At 31.8% G+C, this 15623-nt stretch carries 18 protein-coding genes and 1 pseudogene; 3 read left to right on the forward strand and 16 right to left on the reverse strand.

Translation table 11 applies throughout. The features are described 5' to 3' along the window. On the forward strand, nt 1-230 hold a 230-nt coding region (locus BLP68_RS09815), incomplete at its 5' end, for a transposase (RefSeq protein ID WP_176758958.1). 171 nt (nt 231-401) lie between these two features. Here the strand turns inward: BLP68_RS09815 and BLP68_RS09820 are convergent. From BLP68_RS09820 to BLP68_RS09840, 5 genes are all read right to left on the reverse strand, one after another. After that, the gene (locus BLP68_RS09820) at nt 402-1925 is read right to left on the reverse strand and encodes a uracil permease (protein WP_091542998.1); all 1524 of its coding nucleotides are present in this window, start codon (nt 1923-1925) and stop codon (nt 402-404) included. Between the two features lie 265 nt (nt 1926-2190). Beyond that, complete coding sequence (locus BLP68_RS09825) at nt 2191-3501, reverse strand: CapA family protein (protein WP_091543000.1); 1311 nt, start codon at nt 3499-3501, stop codon at nt 2191-2193. Nucleotides 3502-3617: 116 nt separating this feature from the next. Next, the gene (locus BLP68_RS09830) at nt 3618-4514 is read right to left on the reverse strand and encodes a hypothetical protein (RefSeq protein ID WP_091543002.1); all 897 of its coding nucleotides are present in this window, start codon (nt 4512-4514) and stop codon (nt 3618-3620) included. 131 nt (nt 4515-4645) lie between these two features. Further along, nucleotides 4646-5455 (reverse strand): PfkB family carbohydrate kinase, encoded by an 810-nt coding sequence (locus tag BLP68_RS09835; protein ID WP_176758959.1) that lies wholly within the window; start codon nt 5453-5455, stop codon nt 4646-4648. 1 nt (nt 5456) lies between these two features. After that, a complete protein-coding gene (locus tag BLP68_RS09840) occupies nt 5457-6338 on the reverse strand; it encodes a Cof-type HAD-IIB family hydrolase (protein WP_091543005.1) in 882 nt (293 codons plus the stop codon). A 206-nt stretch (nt 6339-6544) separates the two neighbouring features. Here BLP68_RS09840 and BLP68_RS09845 point away from each other — a divergent pair, with 206 nt between their 5' ends. Continuing rightward, complete coding sequence (locus BLP68_RS09845) at nt 6545-7051, forward strand: ferritin (protein ID WP_091543007.1); 507 nt, start codon at nt 6545-6547, stop codon at nt 7049-7051. A 540-nt stretch (nt 7052-7591) separates the two neighbouring features. Here the strand turns inward: BLP68_RS09845 and BLP68_RS22450 are convergent. From BLP68_RS22450 to BLP68_RS21740, 4 genes and pseudogenes are all read right to left on the reverse strand, one after another. Beyond that, on the reverse strand, nt 7592-7714 hold the full coding sequence (locus BLP68_RS22450) for a WbqC family protein (RefSeq protein WP_143003086.1): 123 nt from the start codon (nt 7712-7714) through the stop codon (nt 7592-7594). Nucleotides 7715-7893: 179 nt separating this feature from the next. After that, on the reverse strand, nt 7894-8883 hold the full coding sequence (locus BLP68_RS09855) for an MraY family glycosyltransferase (protein ID WP_091543010.1): 990 nt from the start codon (nt 8881-8883) through the stop codon (nt 7894-7896). Between the two features lie 90 nt (nt 8884-8973). Then, nucleotides 8974-9513 (reverse strand): annotated as a pseudogene (locus BLP68_RS09860) (glycosyltransferase family 4 protein); the annotation flags it as partial. A gap of 56 nt (nt 9514-9569) precedes the next feature. Beyond that, nucleotides 9570-9734 carry a hypothetical protein gene (locus tag BLP68_RS21740; protein ID WP_176758960.1) on the reverse strand — a complete coding sequence of 55 codons (165 nt, stop codon included), beginning with the start codon at nt 9732-9734 and terminating at the stop codon, nt 9570-9572. Nucleotides 9735-10422: 688 nt separating this feature from the next. On the opposite strand from BLP68_RS21740, the gene BLP68_RS09875 reads away from it, so the two are divergent. Then, the gene (locus tag BLP68_RS09875; RefSeq protein ID WP_091543015.1) at nt 10423-10632 is read left to right on the forward strand and encodes a ferritin-like domain-containing protein; all 210 of its coding nucleotides are present in this window, start codon (nt 10423-10425) and stop codon (nt 10630-10632) included. Between the two features lie 266 nt (nt 10633-10898). Here BLP68_RS09875 and BLP68_RS09880 read toward each other — a convergent pair whose 3' ends face one another. The 7 genes from BLP68_RS09880 to BLP68_RS09910 form a co-directional block, all read right to left on the reverse strand. Next, nucleotides 10899-12476 carry a DEAD/DEAH box helicase gene (locus BLP68_RS09880; protein ID WP_091543017.1) on the reverse strand — a complete coding sequence of 526 codons (1578 nt, stop codon included), beginning with the start codon at nt 12474-12476 and terminating at the stop codon, nt 10899-10901. A gap of 176 nt (nt 12477-12652) precedes the next feature. After that, on the reverse strand, nt 12653-13066 hold the full coding sequence (locus BLP68_RS09885; protein WP_091543018.1) for a hypothetical protein: 414 nt from the start codon (nt 13064-13066) through the stop codon (nt 12653-12655). Nucleotides 13067-13213: 147 nt separating this feature from the next. Continuing rightward, on the reverse strand, nt 13214-13414 hold the full coding sequence (locus BLP68_RS09890) for a cold-shock protein (protein WP_091543020.1): 201 nt from the start codon (nt 13412-13414) through the stop codon (nt 13214-13216). Between the two features lie 241 nt (nt 13415-13655). Then, nucleotides 13656-13847, reverse strand: a complete 192-nt coding sequence (locus BLP68_RS09895) for an asparagine synthase (protein ID WP_091543022.1) — start codon at nt 13845-13847, stop codon at nt 13656-13658. 172 nt (nt 13848-14019) lie between these two features. Next, complete coding sequence (locus BLP68_RS09900) at nt 14020-14301, reverse strand: helix-turn-helix domain-containing protein (RefSeq protein ID WP_091543024.1); 282 nt, start codon at nt 14299-14301, stop codon at nt 14020-14022. A 171-nt stretch (nt 14302-14472) separates the two neighbouring features. Beyond that, entirely contained in the window at nt 14473-14661 is a 189-nt protein-coding gene (locus BLP68_RS09905; protein ID WP_091543026.1) for a hypothetical protein, read from the reverse strand. A gap of 226 nt (nt 14662-14887) precedes the next feature. Then, the gene (locus BLP68_RS09910; RefSeq protein WP_091543027.1) at nt 14888-15622 is read right to left on the reverse strand and encodes a DUF4367 domain-containing protein; all 735 of its coding nucleotides are present in this window, start codon (nt 15620-15622) and stop codon (nt 14888-14890) included. Nucleotide 15623 lies beyond the last annotated feature (1 nt).

A 15623-nucleotide genomic window follows, 5' to 3' on the forward strand; every position in this document is an offset into this window, starting at 1 on the left:
AAGACTTAGCCGATAAGGCTAGAAGATTTATGAAAACTGAAAAAGGTAAGCGTTACTATAAACGCAGAAAAGAAACCGTGGAAAGAATCTTTGCTGACGCAAAGGAATTGCACGGCCTTAGGTATGCCCACTATCGTGGACTCCATTTAGTTCAGATGCAGTGTTTAATGACTGCTACTGCACAAAATATCAAAAAAATAGCCACTAAGCTATCAAAAGTCCAGGAATAATCTTGGGTTTTTGATAGTTTAGTAGCAGAAACAATTAAAAATTTCATTTAAATCAATTTACAAAGAATTTAACCACCAGATTAGATAAAATCTGGTGGTTTGTAATCAACCTCAATAACGAGAGGTAAAACCTCTCGTTATTTTTTAGTTTCTTTAAAGTATAATTAATTCTTAATCATTCATTTCAAGTATTACATTTTCCTCAAGCTTTCCTTCTGCTACTAATTTATCCTTTAAAAATATATGGAAACCCATAAACATAGCACCCATAATAAAATAGCCTAATGCGTACTCATAATTATATAAAAAGCTCAACTTTGGAGCATGCATAAACCCTGTTGCTGCTAAAACCACTGCAGCTAAAGCTGCATAAGCTGCTTTGTTGTACTCATTGTCTAGAATAAACACTAAAATAGCCGCCCATAGTAGCCCCGAAAACATTGCGCCCTGTCCTAATGGAACAATTGCTGGGGAAACCCCTGCCACCACTTCACCAGCTCTTGCATTAAATCGAGTCATGATATAATTTGCAAAGGCTGGGAACATTGCGATTACAACTGCTGGGTAATGCTTTGGTTTAACAGATGAGAATGCTTGTGAAACCATAGATATTCCCACAAATACTAGTATAGGTGCGATAACTGGTAGTGGAATTATCTTAGACATAGCTGCAATTATACCAAAGGTAGAAGCAACTAAAAATACAATTCCATTTAGAACCGAATAACCTCTTCCAGCATTCATCCATTTAGATCCAATGGATGCTATATACACAGTTGTAGGGAAAACTCCACCAAATATACATCCTACCATTGTACCTATTCCGTCAAATAATTGTGCTTCTTGAACATTATAGTTATCTCCTGCAGAAGCCATAGCTTCAACATTATTCATAGTTTCAATAAAGTTATATATAGATATTGGTAATAATACTGCAAATAAGCTTAACATAGGCCCCATTAAATATGAAATCCCTTGTAAAAACCCAAATGTAGGTATCGGAAGATAAAAACCAAAGGTGTTCATTCCTTCACTTATTTGAGAAGGATCAACCTTACCAATGGTATATGCCAAAACTGTACCTACAACTATCGCAAATAAAGATGCAGGAATTCTGAATGGCATAGCTTTTTTTGCAACTAAACCTATTAAAATAATCGATAATACTATCATACCTATTATAGGCATTTCATATGTCTTGAAGAATAGCTCCCCACCAATTAATGCGAAGGCAACTCCTGCTAAAGGTCCAAGCATAGCTGCTCTAGGCAGGTTATCTCGTACCCATTTACCTATTACACTTCCCAATGCCTCTATTGCCCCTCCAATAAAACATGCTGCCATACCTATTTTCCATGCCATCTCTGCATCACCTGTTAATGCCAAGGCTGGGCTTAATACTCCAAAGAGATAAATGAACATTACAGGTGTACTTATACCATAGGATAAAGCTGTTACATCAGTTCTGTTCTCCTTCAATGCTAATCTTTTTGCCATATGAGCATAGTACAAATTACCGAATAATACTGATATTGCTGCCCCCGGAATAACTCTACCATATACTATACTACCAGGAAACCCCATACTCATCATAGAAACTGCAATTAAAACAAAATTAGCTAGGTTATTCTGGAATAATGCAAAGAAACCATCAATATCCTCCCGTTTAAACCATGGATAGATTACTTTTGACATTAAATATTCCCCCCACCATTTTTTTGATCCCACTCCTACTCAGCTATAAAATAGAGTAGAATGAAATCGTTTTCATATAATACTACATCTTTCTTGATAATTCCTTTGTAATTATTATACCATTATATTTGCTACTATTCTGAATAATTGATATATTAAAATCTACCAATTCGTTTTTACACCTGTATTTAACTGAGTATCTAATAGAATATTTTATGTGGTATTTTAACAAAAATTCTAATAGTTAAAAGATTATTTTTTGTTTTTAATCTAATTTGTACTGATACCAATAATCATACCTGCCCTGCATTGACATTGATAGCTTTGATACAACGCCAATAGATTTATTTTCTATTAACCCTATTGTGTTGTTTTTTGAATTCTCAGCCCTCCAGATACTATCACTACTAATTAGATTATATTCTTCCTTGTTTTCTAATGCATCGTATAGTGGTATTATTTCATATACTGACCTACCTTCTTTTCGATATTTATGCACCCATGTAGGAACAAATGTAATTTCACTAAATTCTATATTATCATTTATTAAGTCCTTTCTTAAAGTAACATTTACTATCATACCATCTTCAGTATATCTATTGTTTAGATACTCATATCTTTGATTCGAAATAAAATTACCTAAAGAATAAGCTACTAAAGTTTGATTCATATTATCGGTAGAGCTTATAATCTCAATTGGTTGCAGTACATGAGGATGACTACCAAAAATAATATTAACCCCGTAATCTGCCAGTTCTTGTGCTATTCTTTTCTGATATGAGCTTGGTTTTTGATGATACTCATTTCCCCAGTGTAGACAAAAGATAAGTACCTCTGCCCCCTTATCTTTCATTTTATCAACCCTATCCTTCATCACAAGTAAATCATCCTCTAGAAATTCATAACTAAAAGAATCAATAAGAGCCTCAGTATCCGTAGGAATTCTTATACTATTTATAGCTTTATAATTTCCTAATCTAGGTGTTTCATAGGTAAATGAGGTTAGTCCTACATTAATACCCTTAACCTCCATAATTATAAAGCTTTCTTCTTCTTCATTAAGCCTAGTACCAAATGGCATAAGATTTTCCTGTCTTAATACCTCTATTGTCCTTAATATTCCTGCCCTCCCGGTATCAAAGGAGTGATTATTAGCTGTTGCTAAAGCATGAAAGCCCGCTTCCTTTAAAGCCGTTGCAAGGGCATCAGGACTGTTAAATAAAGGGTATCCAGAATATCCCCTATCACTCCCTCCAAAGGTTGTCTCTAAATTACCCAGCATAAGGTCAGTAGATTGTAGGTAAGGTTTAATATATTTAAAGTTATTGTCAAAGTTATATTCATCCCCAAAGTATTGGGCTGTAAGCTGTGGACTGTGGACCATAATGTCACCAACAGCGGATATACTTATATCAACAAATTGTGGCTTTACCACCGGTATTTCAATGCCATTTTTTTCTGGGTTTTCCTCCAGCATTGTCTCAATTGGCAAAGCAGTATTTTCATGTTTAAGTTGACATGATATAAATGTTAATGATAAACATAAAACCATTATAAATAATATAAGCCTTCTCATTTTAATAGCCTCCCATTGGTAATATTAGCCTTTATTATTATACCACGGTGAGTTTAATATAACAAAACCCAACGACAGCTTTAAAATGTTGTTGGGTTTTAAAAAGAGATACTCGACTATATAATATGTGGTTCTGTATGGATAAGGGTTCCTTTTGTTTTTTCCAATATCAGCCTTAATTCTTGCAATGGAATTAATAAATTTGTGTCCTTTTCATCTTCTATCCTCTCATCAATAGAAAGAATATCTTCACTAATATACCTAATTCCTCGATCTTGAATTTTTCTCATTTCCTCTTTTAGTAGCAATTGAAGCTTTAAATTCTTTTTGCTATTATAGTCTATAATCCATTTTAGAGAATGATATGTGGCAAAGCCCATAATAATAGAAATGACAAGACCTGCTAAATAGCTCTCCTTCTTATGACTCTTCATTTTACTAAGACCCAGTAGCCCAGATAAAATCCCAAATGGTCCCAATCCTTTAAAGGTTCCGGAAAAGTAAATAGCTGTAATTGGTATCCCTATGGCCATTGCCTTTGCTGCTGTATGCTTCACAAACAACTTTGTATCTTTTAAGTCTGTAAAAACCTGGTCAGTTCGATATTCATTTTTGAAAAACTCTAATTGCTCCTCGGTTATTTCATAGATTTTTTGGATTTCAGATATGTATTCCCTTTCTTCTTTGCTTTCTGAATAATCTGCACCCATAATAATCATTAAGTCCTTCATTAAGGAAAATCGCAGTATGTTTTTTTCTTGTTGATTTAGATCATTAATAGCAGCTTGACATATTAGTTCTAAGGATTCTTTATTTGGAGTTATAATGTACTCTATTATTTGCTCCCTTTTACTTGAAGGCAGTTTTATATTGGCCATTAATCTGTAAAGCTCAGCCAGCTTAAGCTGATTTAACTCTCCTTCTACTGTTACCATTAATGAAAGCAGCTTACAATATATTAGTTTTGTTCTTGAAGGCAGCTTTTCTAGTGGTCTAACTTTTTCTCTTTCCATAATTAGTTCACCTCATTCTATAGGTTTTATTTATATATTTATTATAATACTCCTTTGCATATCTAAAGCATTATCTATCTTCCATTAATTAAGCTTTTATTAGATATTACTCCCTTATTGCTTCTATTCTCTTACACTTCAACAGGCGCTCCATTAATCAAAAAGCCTCCGTGGTGAGAACAGGTTTTAAAAGCCCATTGAGTACCTATTTCCATTGCCTGTTTAATTGAACCTCCCTTTAGTATTACTGACATGTAACCTGCAATAAAGCTATCGCCAGCACCAAGAGTATCAATAACTCTGCCTTTTTCAGCAGAATGAAAATATAGTTTATTACCATCGTACACTCTACTTCCCACCTTCCCCTGTAGAAAAACAGCATGTCTTGCTCCAAAACTACAGGCCTCAAGTAACATATCTTCCTCTTCTTTTTCAAACCTTGTTCCTGAGTAAAAAGCATAATCTATGTATTTTAGAGCTTCAGTGATTATTCTTTTGTTCCTTAAAATCGAAAAATCAAAGGATATGCTTGAATATCCGTGAATATCTTTTAATTGATTTATTATTCCCCCCATAATTGAAGTATGTATGTGGGAATGGCCTTTTATGAACTCAATCTGATGGTTGTCTATATAAAATCCCTCTAAAACACCCATTTCCAAACCATTAAATGCTCTTTCTCCATCCTTCACCTCAACAGTGGATAAGGGAGTGTTTCCTTCAATAACATTAGAATAGTTTATATCTACACTATTTTCTTTTAAAGTACTCATAAGTTTAATACCTGCTTTATCAGAGGCAATTGGTCCTACATAGCTTAAGTGGAAAGCAGTGTCTTGCTGTAGGTTCATAATAAAGTTGATTGCATTTCCTCCTAAATATTTCTTTTGTAGGTTACTATAAAAGTCAAGCATATTATCACCTACGGCCACAACCTTCATTTCATTCAGCCCCTTTATAAAGAGCATCTCTATTGTGCAGAAGAGTTTCTATTAGAAATGATATCCCATCCTCTTCATTTGATTTAGTCTTCCAATCAGCAACTTTTAGAACCTCTTCTTCTGCATTTTCCATAGCAACACCTACCCCCGCAAAGCTAAGCATTGATAAGTCATTGAAATTGTCGCCGACTGCAATGACTTCATCAGAGTTGATATTCAATTCATCACAAAGTCTTCTTAAGGCGCTACCTTTAGATGCAGTTTGATGTAGTACCTCTATATTATCTCTTCCCGAGCTTGTTAGTTCTATTCCCTTAATGCACTTTATTTTTTCTTTAATAACCATTAACTTTTCTTCATCTAGTGAATAAATAAACAAGCTTGCAAAGGTTCCTCCCTCTGAAATGTATTTCATTATGTCCACTTTTTTATGGGCGCCGCTAAGAAAAACAGCTGATAATATATTTAACCAGAGCTTAAGCTTAGACTGCTGCTTTAGCATAATAAAATTTTTAATTACCTTTATTCTTTCCCGATAGCTTTTAATATAGCTACAAGTTCCATCAGATCCATGGTAATAAATATTTTCTTTTTCTAGTATTGGTATTAAATGCAACAAAGAATCATTATTAATATTTATAACTTCAATTAGTTTCTCTTCTTTATTACGTATAACAGCACCATTATTGCTTACCACCCAACAGGGCAGACCTATTTGACTTAGATAAGGTTTTATTGTAGCAAATGGCCTGCCTGTACATATAACTATCTCTATACCACTGTTATATGCCTTTCTAAGGGCCTTTATGTTTTGAATAGACAGTGTCTTATTATTCTTTAAGAGTGTGCCATCCATATCCGTTGCCAGCATTTTTATATTCATTTTCTTCCTCCCGACTTTTTATATATATTATTATAACTTTTTTTAATTAAATATGAAAGAATGAAACCATGTAATACATTGATTACATTTATATAATTGACTAATCTTTGTTATATCTGAATATTATAGATGGATTATGATTATACTATCAATTGAAATTAGTATACTTACTTAGGCATATTCTTTTTAATAGGAGGGCGAAAGCATTGTTATCTGAAAATTTGATAAGGAAGCTTAATGAGCAAGTTAAACATGAATTCTATTCTTCAAATTACTATCTTGCTATGGCTTCATACTGTAAGGAACTTGATTTAGATGGTTTTGCCAATTTTTTTATTGTTCAAGCAGAAGAAGAGAGATTTCATGCTATGAAATTATTTAATTTCATTAACGAAATTGGTGGTAGAGCTATAATATCAGGTTTAGATGAACCACAGAATAGCTTTTCTTCTTTAGAGGAAGTTTTTCATAGTTCATTAAAGCATGAAGAGTTTGTAACAGAATTGATAAATCAATTAATGGATTTGGCTATAACAGAAAAGAATTATGCTACAGTTAGCTTCTTAAATTGGTTTGTAGATGAGCAGGTGGAAGAAATGGCTATGATGAATTCATTATTAAAAAGGGTTAGACGTATCATAGGAAATGATTCTGCTATATACATGATGGATGATGAATTAGCAAAGAGAATATTTACTCCACCAGTCCAATAAATGTTTTAGCAAAAGGGTCTTTGGGTAAATAGCAGATTACAATAATGAATCGTTAATAAACTTTCCATTTACTAATAGGGGATGCTTTCCAATTTTGACTTCTTCACCCAGATTATAATGTCTCACAAAACTAAATTCCACTTTATAGGTGGGTGTAGTTGCGCAAATTTACAAGTGACTAAACCCACCCTTCTTAACTCATAGGCTAGGAAATTCTCTTGCTGGATATTTGGGTCTGTATTTCGTTGTTTCGTAAGCGTCAATACGATTCTTTCCAAAGTTATTTGAAAAATAAAACCTATTTTTTGAAGAAACTCTGCAAATTCGCAAATTTTATGAGTACAAATAAGTTCATTCAAAAAAAGTTGGAAAGTACCATCAAATGGCCCACCCCTTTACAAAAGATAGCAATTATGATTTCAGTAGTAGCTTTACGCTTTGATTTTATACCGTGTTCGTTAATTATGCTATAGACTGTATTGCGGCTGGTCGACCTTTTTCTATGTTATTAATTGAATCATAAGATTTCGGTTTATTAACTTACATATTTATCCAAAATTCTTTTTCTGGTTTTTTTAAAAATCTGCATTTACATCTATTTTTAAATTCTCTTTTAACAAATTGAACATCATCTAATATAATAAAAGCATCAGCGCTACAAATTTTTTATAAAACTTTTATATTTGGAAAAAGATTAGGTTGATGTATTGCTACACTACTCAGAAAATTGTTGGAATTATGGATATTTATTTTTTTAATATACTTAAAATCATTATTATACAAAATAATTGCCTTCTTTCTATGAAATTTTTTCTTCAATTAAAATTTTTCTGTGTTTAGTTCTAATTTGAATAGAAGTTAATTGTTAAAAACAAAATTATCGATGATAGTGCAAAACATAGATTAACTATATACAAGTATTTAACAACATGCTCTGGGGGTAATCCTTTATTTACTAGCCGATGATGTATTTGATTGCTATCAGCTATGTAGACTGATCTATTCTCTCTAATTCTCTTAAAGACAACATATATATTATCGAAGAAAGGTACCCCTAATGCTATAATAGGAACAACTAATGATAATAATGCAACTTGTTTATATGCACTCTCCAATGAGATTACTGATATTAAGAATCCTAAGAAAGTAGCTCCTGAATCTCCAGCGAAAACACTAGCTGGAAACTTATTATATTTAAGAAATCCCATTATTACTCCTAACAGAATTACAGCGATGATAGCAGCATCACTTTCTTTTTTTACTATTGCTACAATAAAGAAAACGGTTGTAGTAATTGCTGATAGTCCTCCTGAAAGTCCATCTAATCCGTCTGAAAAATTGATAATAGTAGTAACTCCTAAAATCCATAAAATTGTTACTACTAATTTAATTGTACTCGGCAAAAAAACATACTCCAAAGTTAATGGATGTTTAAATCCAGTGAAAGCAATTCCAGATAAGTATATTATCAAAGCAGCCACAACTTGCAAGATTAGTTTAGGTAGTGCTGTCATATCTTTTCCTTTACTTTTATACCAGTCATCTAACAACCCAACAAACAAAATTATGGAAGTACTTATGAAAATACCAAAATATTTTATGTATCCAATTTCCTCAACAATATAGTACATAGTATGAAAACCAATAAACATTCCAATTCCACCAACTAAAGGAGTTGGTATTTTGTGTGTTTTTCTTTTAGTTGGCATATCAGTAAAATTGATTTTCAAAGCATACGTTTTCAAAATAAAGATTGAAGAACTCGTTATTATAAATGCTCCTATGAATAAGGATGCTCCTATAAATAGGTTTTCCGCCAACATTATATTCATAACCTACCCCCTCTAGCTTTAACATTAGCTCCGTTATATAAGAAACAAATTATTTTTTCTGTAAGTTTTACTAGCACACCAATTGACATGCTAATTCCTCTTAATCTTTGAGTACAATTCTATATGTTTATTTATAAAAATATCAGCGGAGAATCTATTCTTAAATTCTTCATACCCTGACTCTGATATTTGTTTAGATAGCAATGGATTATCAAGTAGGCTTTTAATTGCGGAAGCTAGTAAATCTGGTCTTTCATTTTCACATAATATACCTGTCCTGTTATCATCAATTATTTCAGGAATACCCCCAGTTTTTGTTGCAATAACAGGTGTTTTCAATTTCATTGCTTCAAGAATTACATAAGGACATCCTTCTGAGATTGAAGGTACAACAATTATAGAACATTGTGAAATGAAATTTTAGGGGAAATATGTAAACCCATTGAATGAACATAAATTGTCTAATCTTAACTTTTTTGCTCTAAGCTCCAATTCTTTTTTTAAAGGCCCCTCCCCACAAAAAACCACTTTAAACTTCTTGTTATAGCCATTATCAACCATTATACTTATAGCTTCCAATAAAATGTCGGGACCTTTTACATTACTTAGCCTTCCGATAAATCCAATAACTGGTGTATTATATTTATAATTTTTTCTAAATGTAACAGCTTAAGGCTTTAATTTATCTATATTTTTATTATTTGTTTTGCTTCATTAACTTCTAGAACTCTTTTATAGTATTCTGTTTGAGAAGTATATCTAATTTCACTATGAATTCCTGCTTTGTTATAGGCCTTAATATTCTTTTTTAATGGCTTCTTTAAAGCTTTCCTAATTAAAGTTATCTTCATATAGTATAAAAACTCTTAATCCATGACAATATCAGCTTATAAAAATTATTAGTTTATAAATCTATCTTAGTTTCCTTATTTTTTAAATTATATCTAAAGTTCCGAACTGGTATGCATGTTGTTATGTTGTTATGTTGTTGTGTTATTATGTTGTTATGTTGTTGTGTTATTATGTTGTTATGTTTTTAGCTATATAATAACATAACAACTAAATTCAATCTGTCGTTTTTTGTAGAACGAAACTAACTTTTATTTTATCTTTATTAATTGAACTTGCTGTTGGAGTTTAAATTATTAGTGTAGTAATTTTTTCCCATAATATCATCACGCTAAAAAAATATTTAATACTTCATCTATTTTAAACAAAAATCAACTTGCATATTATTAGGATTCCTCTATCGTTTTCTAAAATATTATATTAGAAAAGTGTGCAAATCTGTGTATTTTGAGATAAGAGTTTTGGGTTAATTTAAGTATATAATTTACTATAACTGCTCAATTGGAATCAATTGACTGGATAAAGGTGGGCAAACCGGTGAATAGGCTACAATCAAGGATTGCCAAGCCAACAGTGAAGGGTGACAAAACCAAGGCTACTTACTAACACATTCATTTCATGCAAAAGCCTATGCGGTAAAAAAAGCAACCTCTTCATAATTCATTAAAGCATGAAGAGTTTGTAACAGAATTGATAAATCAATTAATGGATTTGGCTATCACAGAAAAGAATTATGCTACAGTTAGCTTCTTAAATTGGTTTGTAGATGAGCAGGTGGAAGAAATGGCTATGATGAATTCATTATTAAAAAGGGTTAGACGTATCATAGGAAATGATTCTGCTATATACATGATGGATGATGAATTAGCAAAGAGAATATTTACTCCACCAGCCAAATAGCTTTAATATAAAATCAAGACAGAAATTATTAGTTTCTGTCTTGATTTTATATTAAGATTCTATTAACCTTCAGCCCTTGGTTTTGTTGGATCGCAAATAGGCTTTTTCACCTGACTGTTCAAAATTCTTCAGATTCAAGGCGCAAGAAAACCCAGCGACTGCAGCGTATACATAATACGTAAAGGTGCTGGGTTTTTGCAGCAACGAAGAAGATGGAGGATTTTCAACAGTCTGAGCATCAGTTCAGCTGAGCTCTACAGTACTATTTACTCTCTAATTTTTGCTACCTCTACACTGATTTTTCTACCTTTAATTCGATTTTTCTTCATGGCTTTAATAACATTTCTTTCCAGTTCCCTTGGAACTTCCACGAAGGAAAACTTATCATACATATTAATGGCACCTACGTCGCTTCCATCTATTCCAGCCTCATTAGCAATGGCACCTAGTAAATTACCCGCATTAATGCCATGTCGTTTTCCTATATTAAAGTACAGTCTTACCATACCTTTTTCTGCTCCGGTATTTATATGAGTTTCTTTAGCTTCATTTAATTCAGCTTCTTCTTGCTTTATGATCATTTTTAATAGGGCAGCCCCTATTTCAATTGAATTATAGGTTTCAGCCAGTTTTTCGATGAAATTGATATTCTCACTTAGTCCACCTTTTTCAATAATAGCCGAAATACCATCAGCAATATGTTGCTTTTGCTTCTCTACTATATCATTTACAGAAGGTACTTTTCTTCGTACAAGCTTTGATTTAATATATCTTTCTAACATTTTTAAGGTGCTTATTTGTCTTGGGGTAACTAATGTGTAGGCTAACCCTAATTTCCCTGCTCTACCTGTTCTACCTATCCTATGGACATAGTATTCGAAGTTTTCTGGTAAATCATAATTAACAACAAGGGCTACATCGTCAACATCAATTCCTCTAGCTGCTACATCAGTAGCTATTAACATATCAATTGTTCCGTCTCTGAACTTCTTCATAACACGATCCCTTTGACTTTGCTTCAGATCTCCATGTATTCCCTCAACAGAATAGCCCCGACTTTGTAATTTTTCAACTAGCTCGTCAACACCCTTTTTAGTATTACAAAAAATCATACCGAGGGCTACACGTTCTATATCCAGAATTCGAGTTAAAGACTCTAATTTTTCGTGACTTTTTACCTCAAAATAATATTGTGCTATTTGAGGTACTGTTAATTCCTTATGAACAACCTTGACTTTTTTGGGTGAATTCATATATTTATGTGCAATTACTTCTATCTCTTTAGGTATGGTGGCAGAAAACATTAATGTTTGTTTTTCATTAGGCATCTCAAGCAATATTGCTTCTATATCCTCTTGAAATCCCATATCAAGCATTTGATCTGCCTCATCCATTACAAGACCAGTAATATTACTTAGCTTTAAAGTTTTTCTACGTATATGATCAAGAATTCTACCAGGCGTACCAACTACAATTTGTACCCCCTGCTTTAATGCTTTAATTTGCCTTTCGATAGGTTGTCCACCGTAAATGGCTAAGGACTTAAGGCCTCTTTTATACTTTGCAAATTTTTGTAATTCATCCGCTACTTGAATTGCAAGCTCTCTTGTTGGTGTTAAAACCAATATCTGAACCGCTTTATCTTCATTAATTACCTTCTCGATCATAGGAATTCCAAAGGCCGCTGTTTTACCTGTGCCAGTTTGTGCTTGCCCTATTAAATCGTGTCCAGCAAAAATTAGTGGAATAGCCTGCTCCTGTATAGAAGTTGGGGTTTCAAATCCCAGTTCTTCAATTACTCTCAAAATCTCTTTACTTACCTTCAAATTTTCAAATTGATTCATGTTTTGTACATCTCTCCCTATTCTTATTTCATACTGCACTATTATATCTTTTTTTACCAATTAAGTAAACAATTAAAAAAAATGCTTCTTTTCTTATTACACTTATTACACTTTAATATATTTGAAATTTTTCAAGAACAAAAAAAGAGTCTATTGACTCTATTATTCCACTAATTTCAAAAATTATTAAGTAAATTGATTAAATCGTCTTTATCTTGATGGCGTACAAGCATCATAGCTTCTGGTTGTACTTCGTAAATCCAATAGCTTTCGACCTTTTCATCATTAATTAGTAAATTCCAGCTTTTAATAAATGTAACACTGTATGTTTCTTCATCTATTCTTTCTATTATTGTTTTTAATTCTGCCATAACATTATTGTAATATGTACTTTCATTTTTTATATTAACATGTTTAGTTATACCATTTTTTTTAGGAAAATCTTTAAACATAGGCTTTTCATTTAAAAGCTTTGTTATTGCATGTTCTTCGTGAAATTGATTTTGTACATGGGTATAATTTACATTAGTTATATATATAAATGCACCTACTAGTAATAATAAGGAAATAAAAACACATAGCTTCTTCATATCAATCACCTCATTATTATAGACGGCATTTATTTAAAAAAGTTGCATAATTAAGTATTAATTATGTATCATATATAAAACAAAAGCCACCCTTCCGCAAAGGTGACTTTATGTATAATCGCCATTAACATCTATATTAACTTACGATTATATCTTAGTTACATTAGCAGCTTGGAAACCTCTTGGCCCTTCAACTACTTCGAATTGAACTTTTTGTCCTTCTTCTAGTGATTTGTATCCTTCTGATTGGATAGCTGAATAATGTACAAAAACATCATCTTCTCCTTCAACAGAAATAAATCCGAATCCTTTTTCTCCATTAAACCATTTCACTGTTCCAGTCTTCATTTAATTTCCTCCTAAAAAAAAATATTTGCCTAAGCAAATTAAAATTAACATTTTTAAAAGATTTTGTCAATATTAATTCGAAAATTCAATGTATTAAGTCTATTTGGCTTTTTGCTTATTTTTATTATGATTATTTCCATGAGTATTTATTTATGCATAAATAGATCTAGAAGAAAAGCATTTTTGATTTATAATAATGAAAAAATTAGAGCAAGGAAATTATCCTGCTCTAATCACTCCCTCACCTTCTATCTTCAACTAAGTCAATAGTTCCAAGTACGATATGAGCTAGTCCAAATCCAATAATACCAGCTGCAACCATCGGCATTAGGTTATTATTATTTTCATCGTTTCTCATACTAATTCCCTTTAATGCCATCCCTGTTGCTGTAACACCTGTACCCAGTATTGTAGGAATCATTCCTTCACGCATTGAAACTCCTCCTTTTTTTTGAATACTAGAGTGCGAAAGATTACTATTATTCTTTCTTCTTTATTGTTATTTATTCTAAAGTTTTTTTGCTTTATATTACCTATTTTATAATCAAAGCTCAAGAATAGGCTACTACATAAGTGTTACTAAATGTAGTAGCCTGTTCGTGAGCTTATTTTACATCTCTAAATAAAATTTCTTCAGGGCAATTTAGTTCCTTGCAAATTTTTTCAATATTCTCATCCTTTGGTATTCTACCTTCATATAACCATGCCTGTACGGTTCTAGGTGATACACCAATTCTTTCGGCCATGTCACTTACTTTTATATCATCAGCAAACATTAGTCCTAACATATACCGATTTTTGACTTCCCATTTCTTTAATCTTCTAAATCGCTTCTTTCGTATTCCTTTACCTAATACTCTTCTGGCTCTTTCACTGGCGGTTTCCATATTTTCCCCTTTCTTCACTGGTAATTCTTTTAACAAGGTATTTATCACTTATAGATTGTTTATATTAAAAGTATGTCCTAAATTTTACCTTTTATACAAAGTTGGAAAATCTTTTGCTATTTTTTTTCTTTTGTCATTTATAAGTATAGTTCTTTTATTAAAGAATTTTGACTATACTTCGATACCAGCTTTTTCAGCACATTCTTTACATAAAATTTTTTTAGGACCTCCAGTAGCCGCTAATGTCTTATTGCAATACATACACTCTACACAGCAGCAGGTGATTAAACCCAGTCTTTCATATACTGGCTTTCCTTTATGATCATATCCAATTATGTTTTTTTCTATTGACGATTCCATATAACCAACACCTCCAGTTTTATATCTTAATATATAATATGTAAGTGATATCAAGAGTTCTAATATATATTATAAAATCTATTCATTTTCAAACTTATCTTATGCTTTATAAGTACTTACCTTTTTGAAAGGATGTTAATGTTTCTTATCAAAATAAAAAAACAGCTATAATGGTTATCCATTATACAGCTGTTTTTATATACAAAAATATTTAATTTTTAATATGCTATTTTATTGAAGTGACCAATTGAAAAAGTTTTTCTCTATCATTACCTTCTGCTAAGTATTTTACTTGAGCTCTATCCCATAGTATTTTAGTATATCCATTATTAGATTCTATTATAATGAATCTTGTGTTGTCATACTTTACTTCATCAACTACAGCATATTGGGTATTTACATTAATTGCTTGAGAATACTCTCCTACGATAGGTTCATATAGCACTCTAATAGGTTCGCGATTCAAAGATGTATAGATTATTTCAAGACTTATGGTTTGTCCATTGAGCTCAGTATGATAAACCTTTTCCAAGTTATATTCTTCAGGTACATAGTCTGCCACCTTCAAAACAAAACTAACCTGTTCCATTGCCTCTTCTAGAGTTAATTCATACAATAATGGTTCTATCTCCATTCCCATTATGTGGCTGGTGATCTCTTGATTTGATATTTGAAGACTAAGATTATCTCCCATTGACTTTGACACAATACTTAATATCCTTTGATAGTATGATGCATAGCCCTCTTCTAAACCAGTAAAGGTAATACCTATAATAAACAATATCCCAATAATAATTGCTACAGATCTATTTCTCATTATAAATATTTTTCTTTTTTCAGCCTTTATATGTTGACGTATACCTTTCCAAATATAATCCATATCTGGTTCTTGTATTGATTCTATTTCTTTTATTAAGCTTTTCTGAATTATATCGTCGAAAGAGTCAGTTATATTACTCATT

This window comes from Alkaliphilus peptidifermentans DSM 18978 (genome assembly GCF_900101495.1).
In the GTDB taxonomy this organism is placed as follows: Bacteria; Bacillota; Clostridia; order Peptostreptococcales; family Natronincolaceae; genus Alkaliphilus_C; species Alkaliphilus_C peptidifermentans.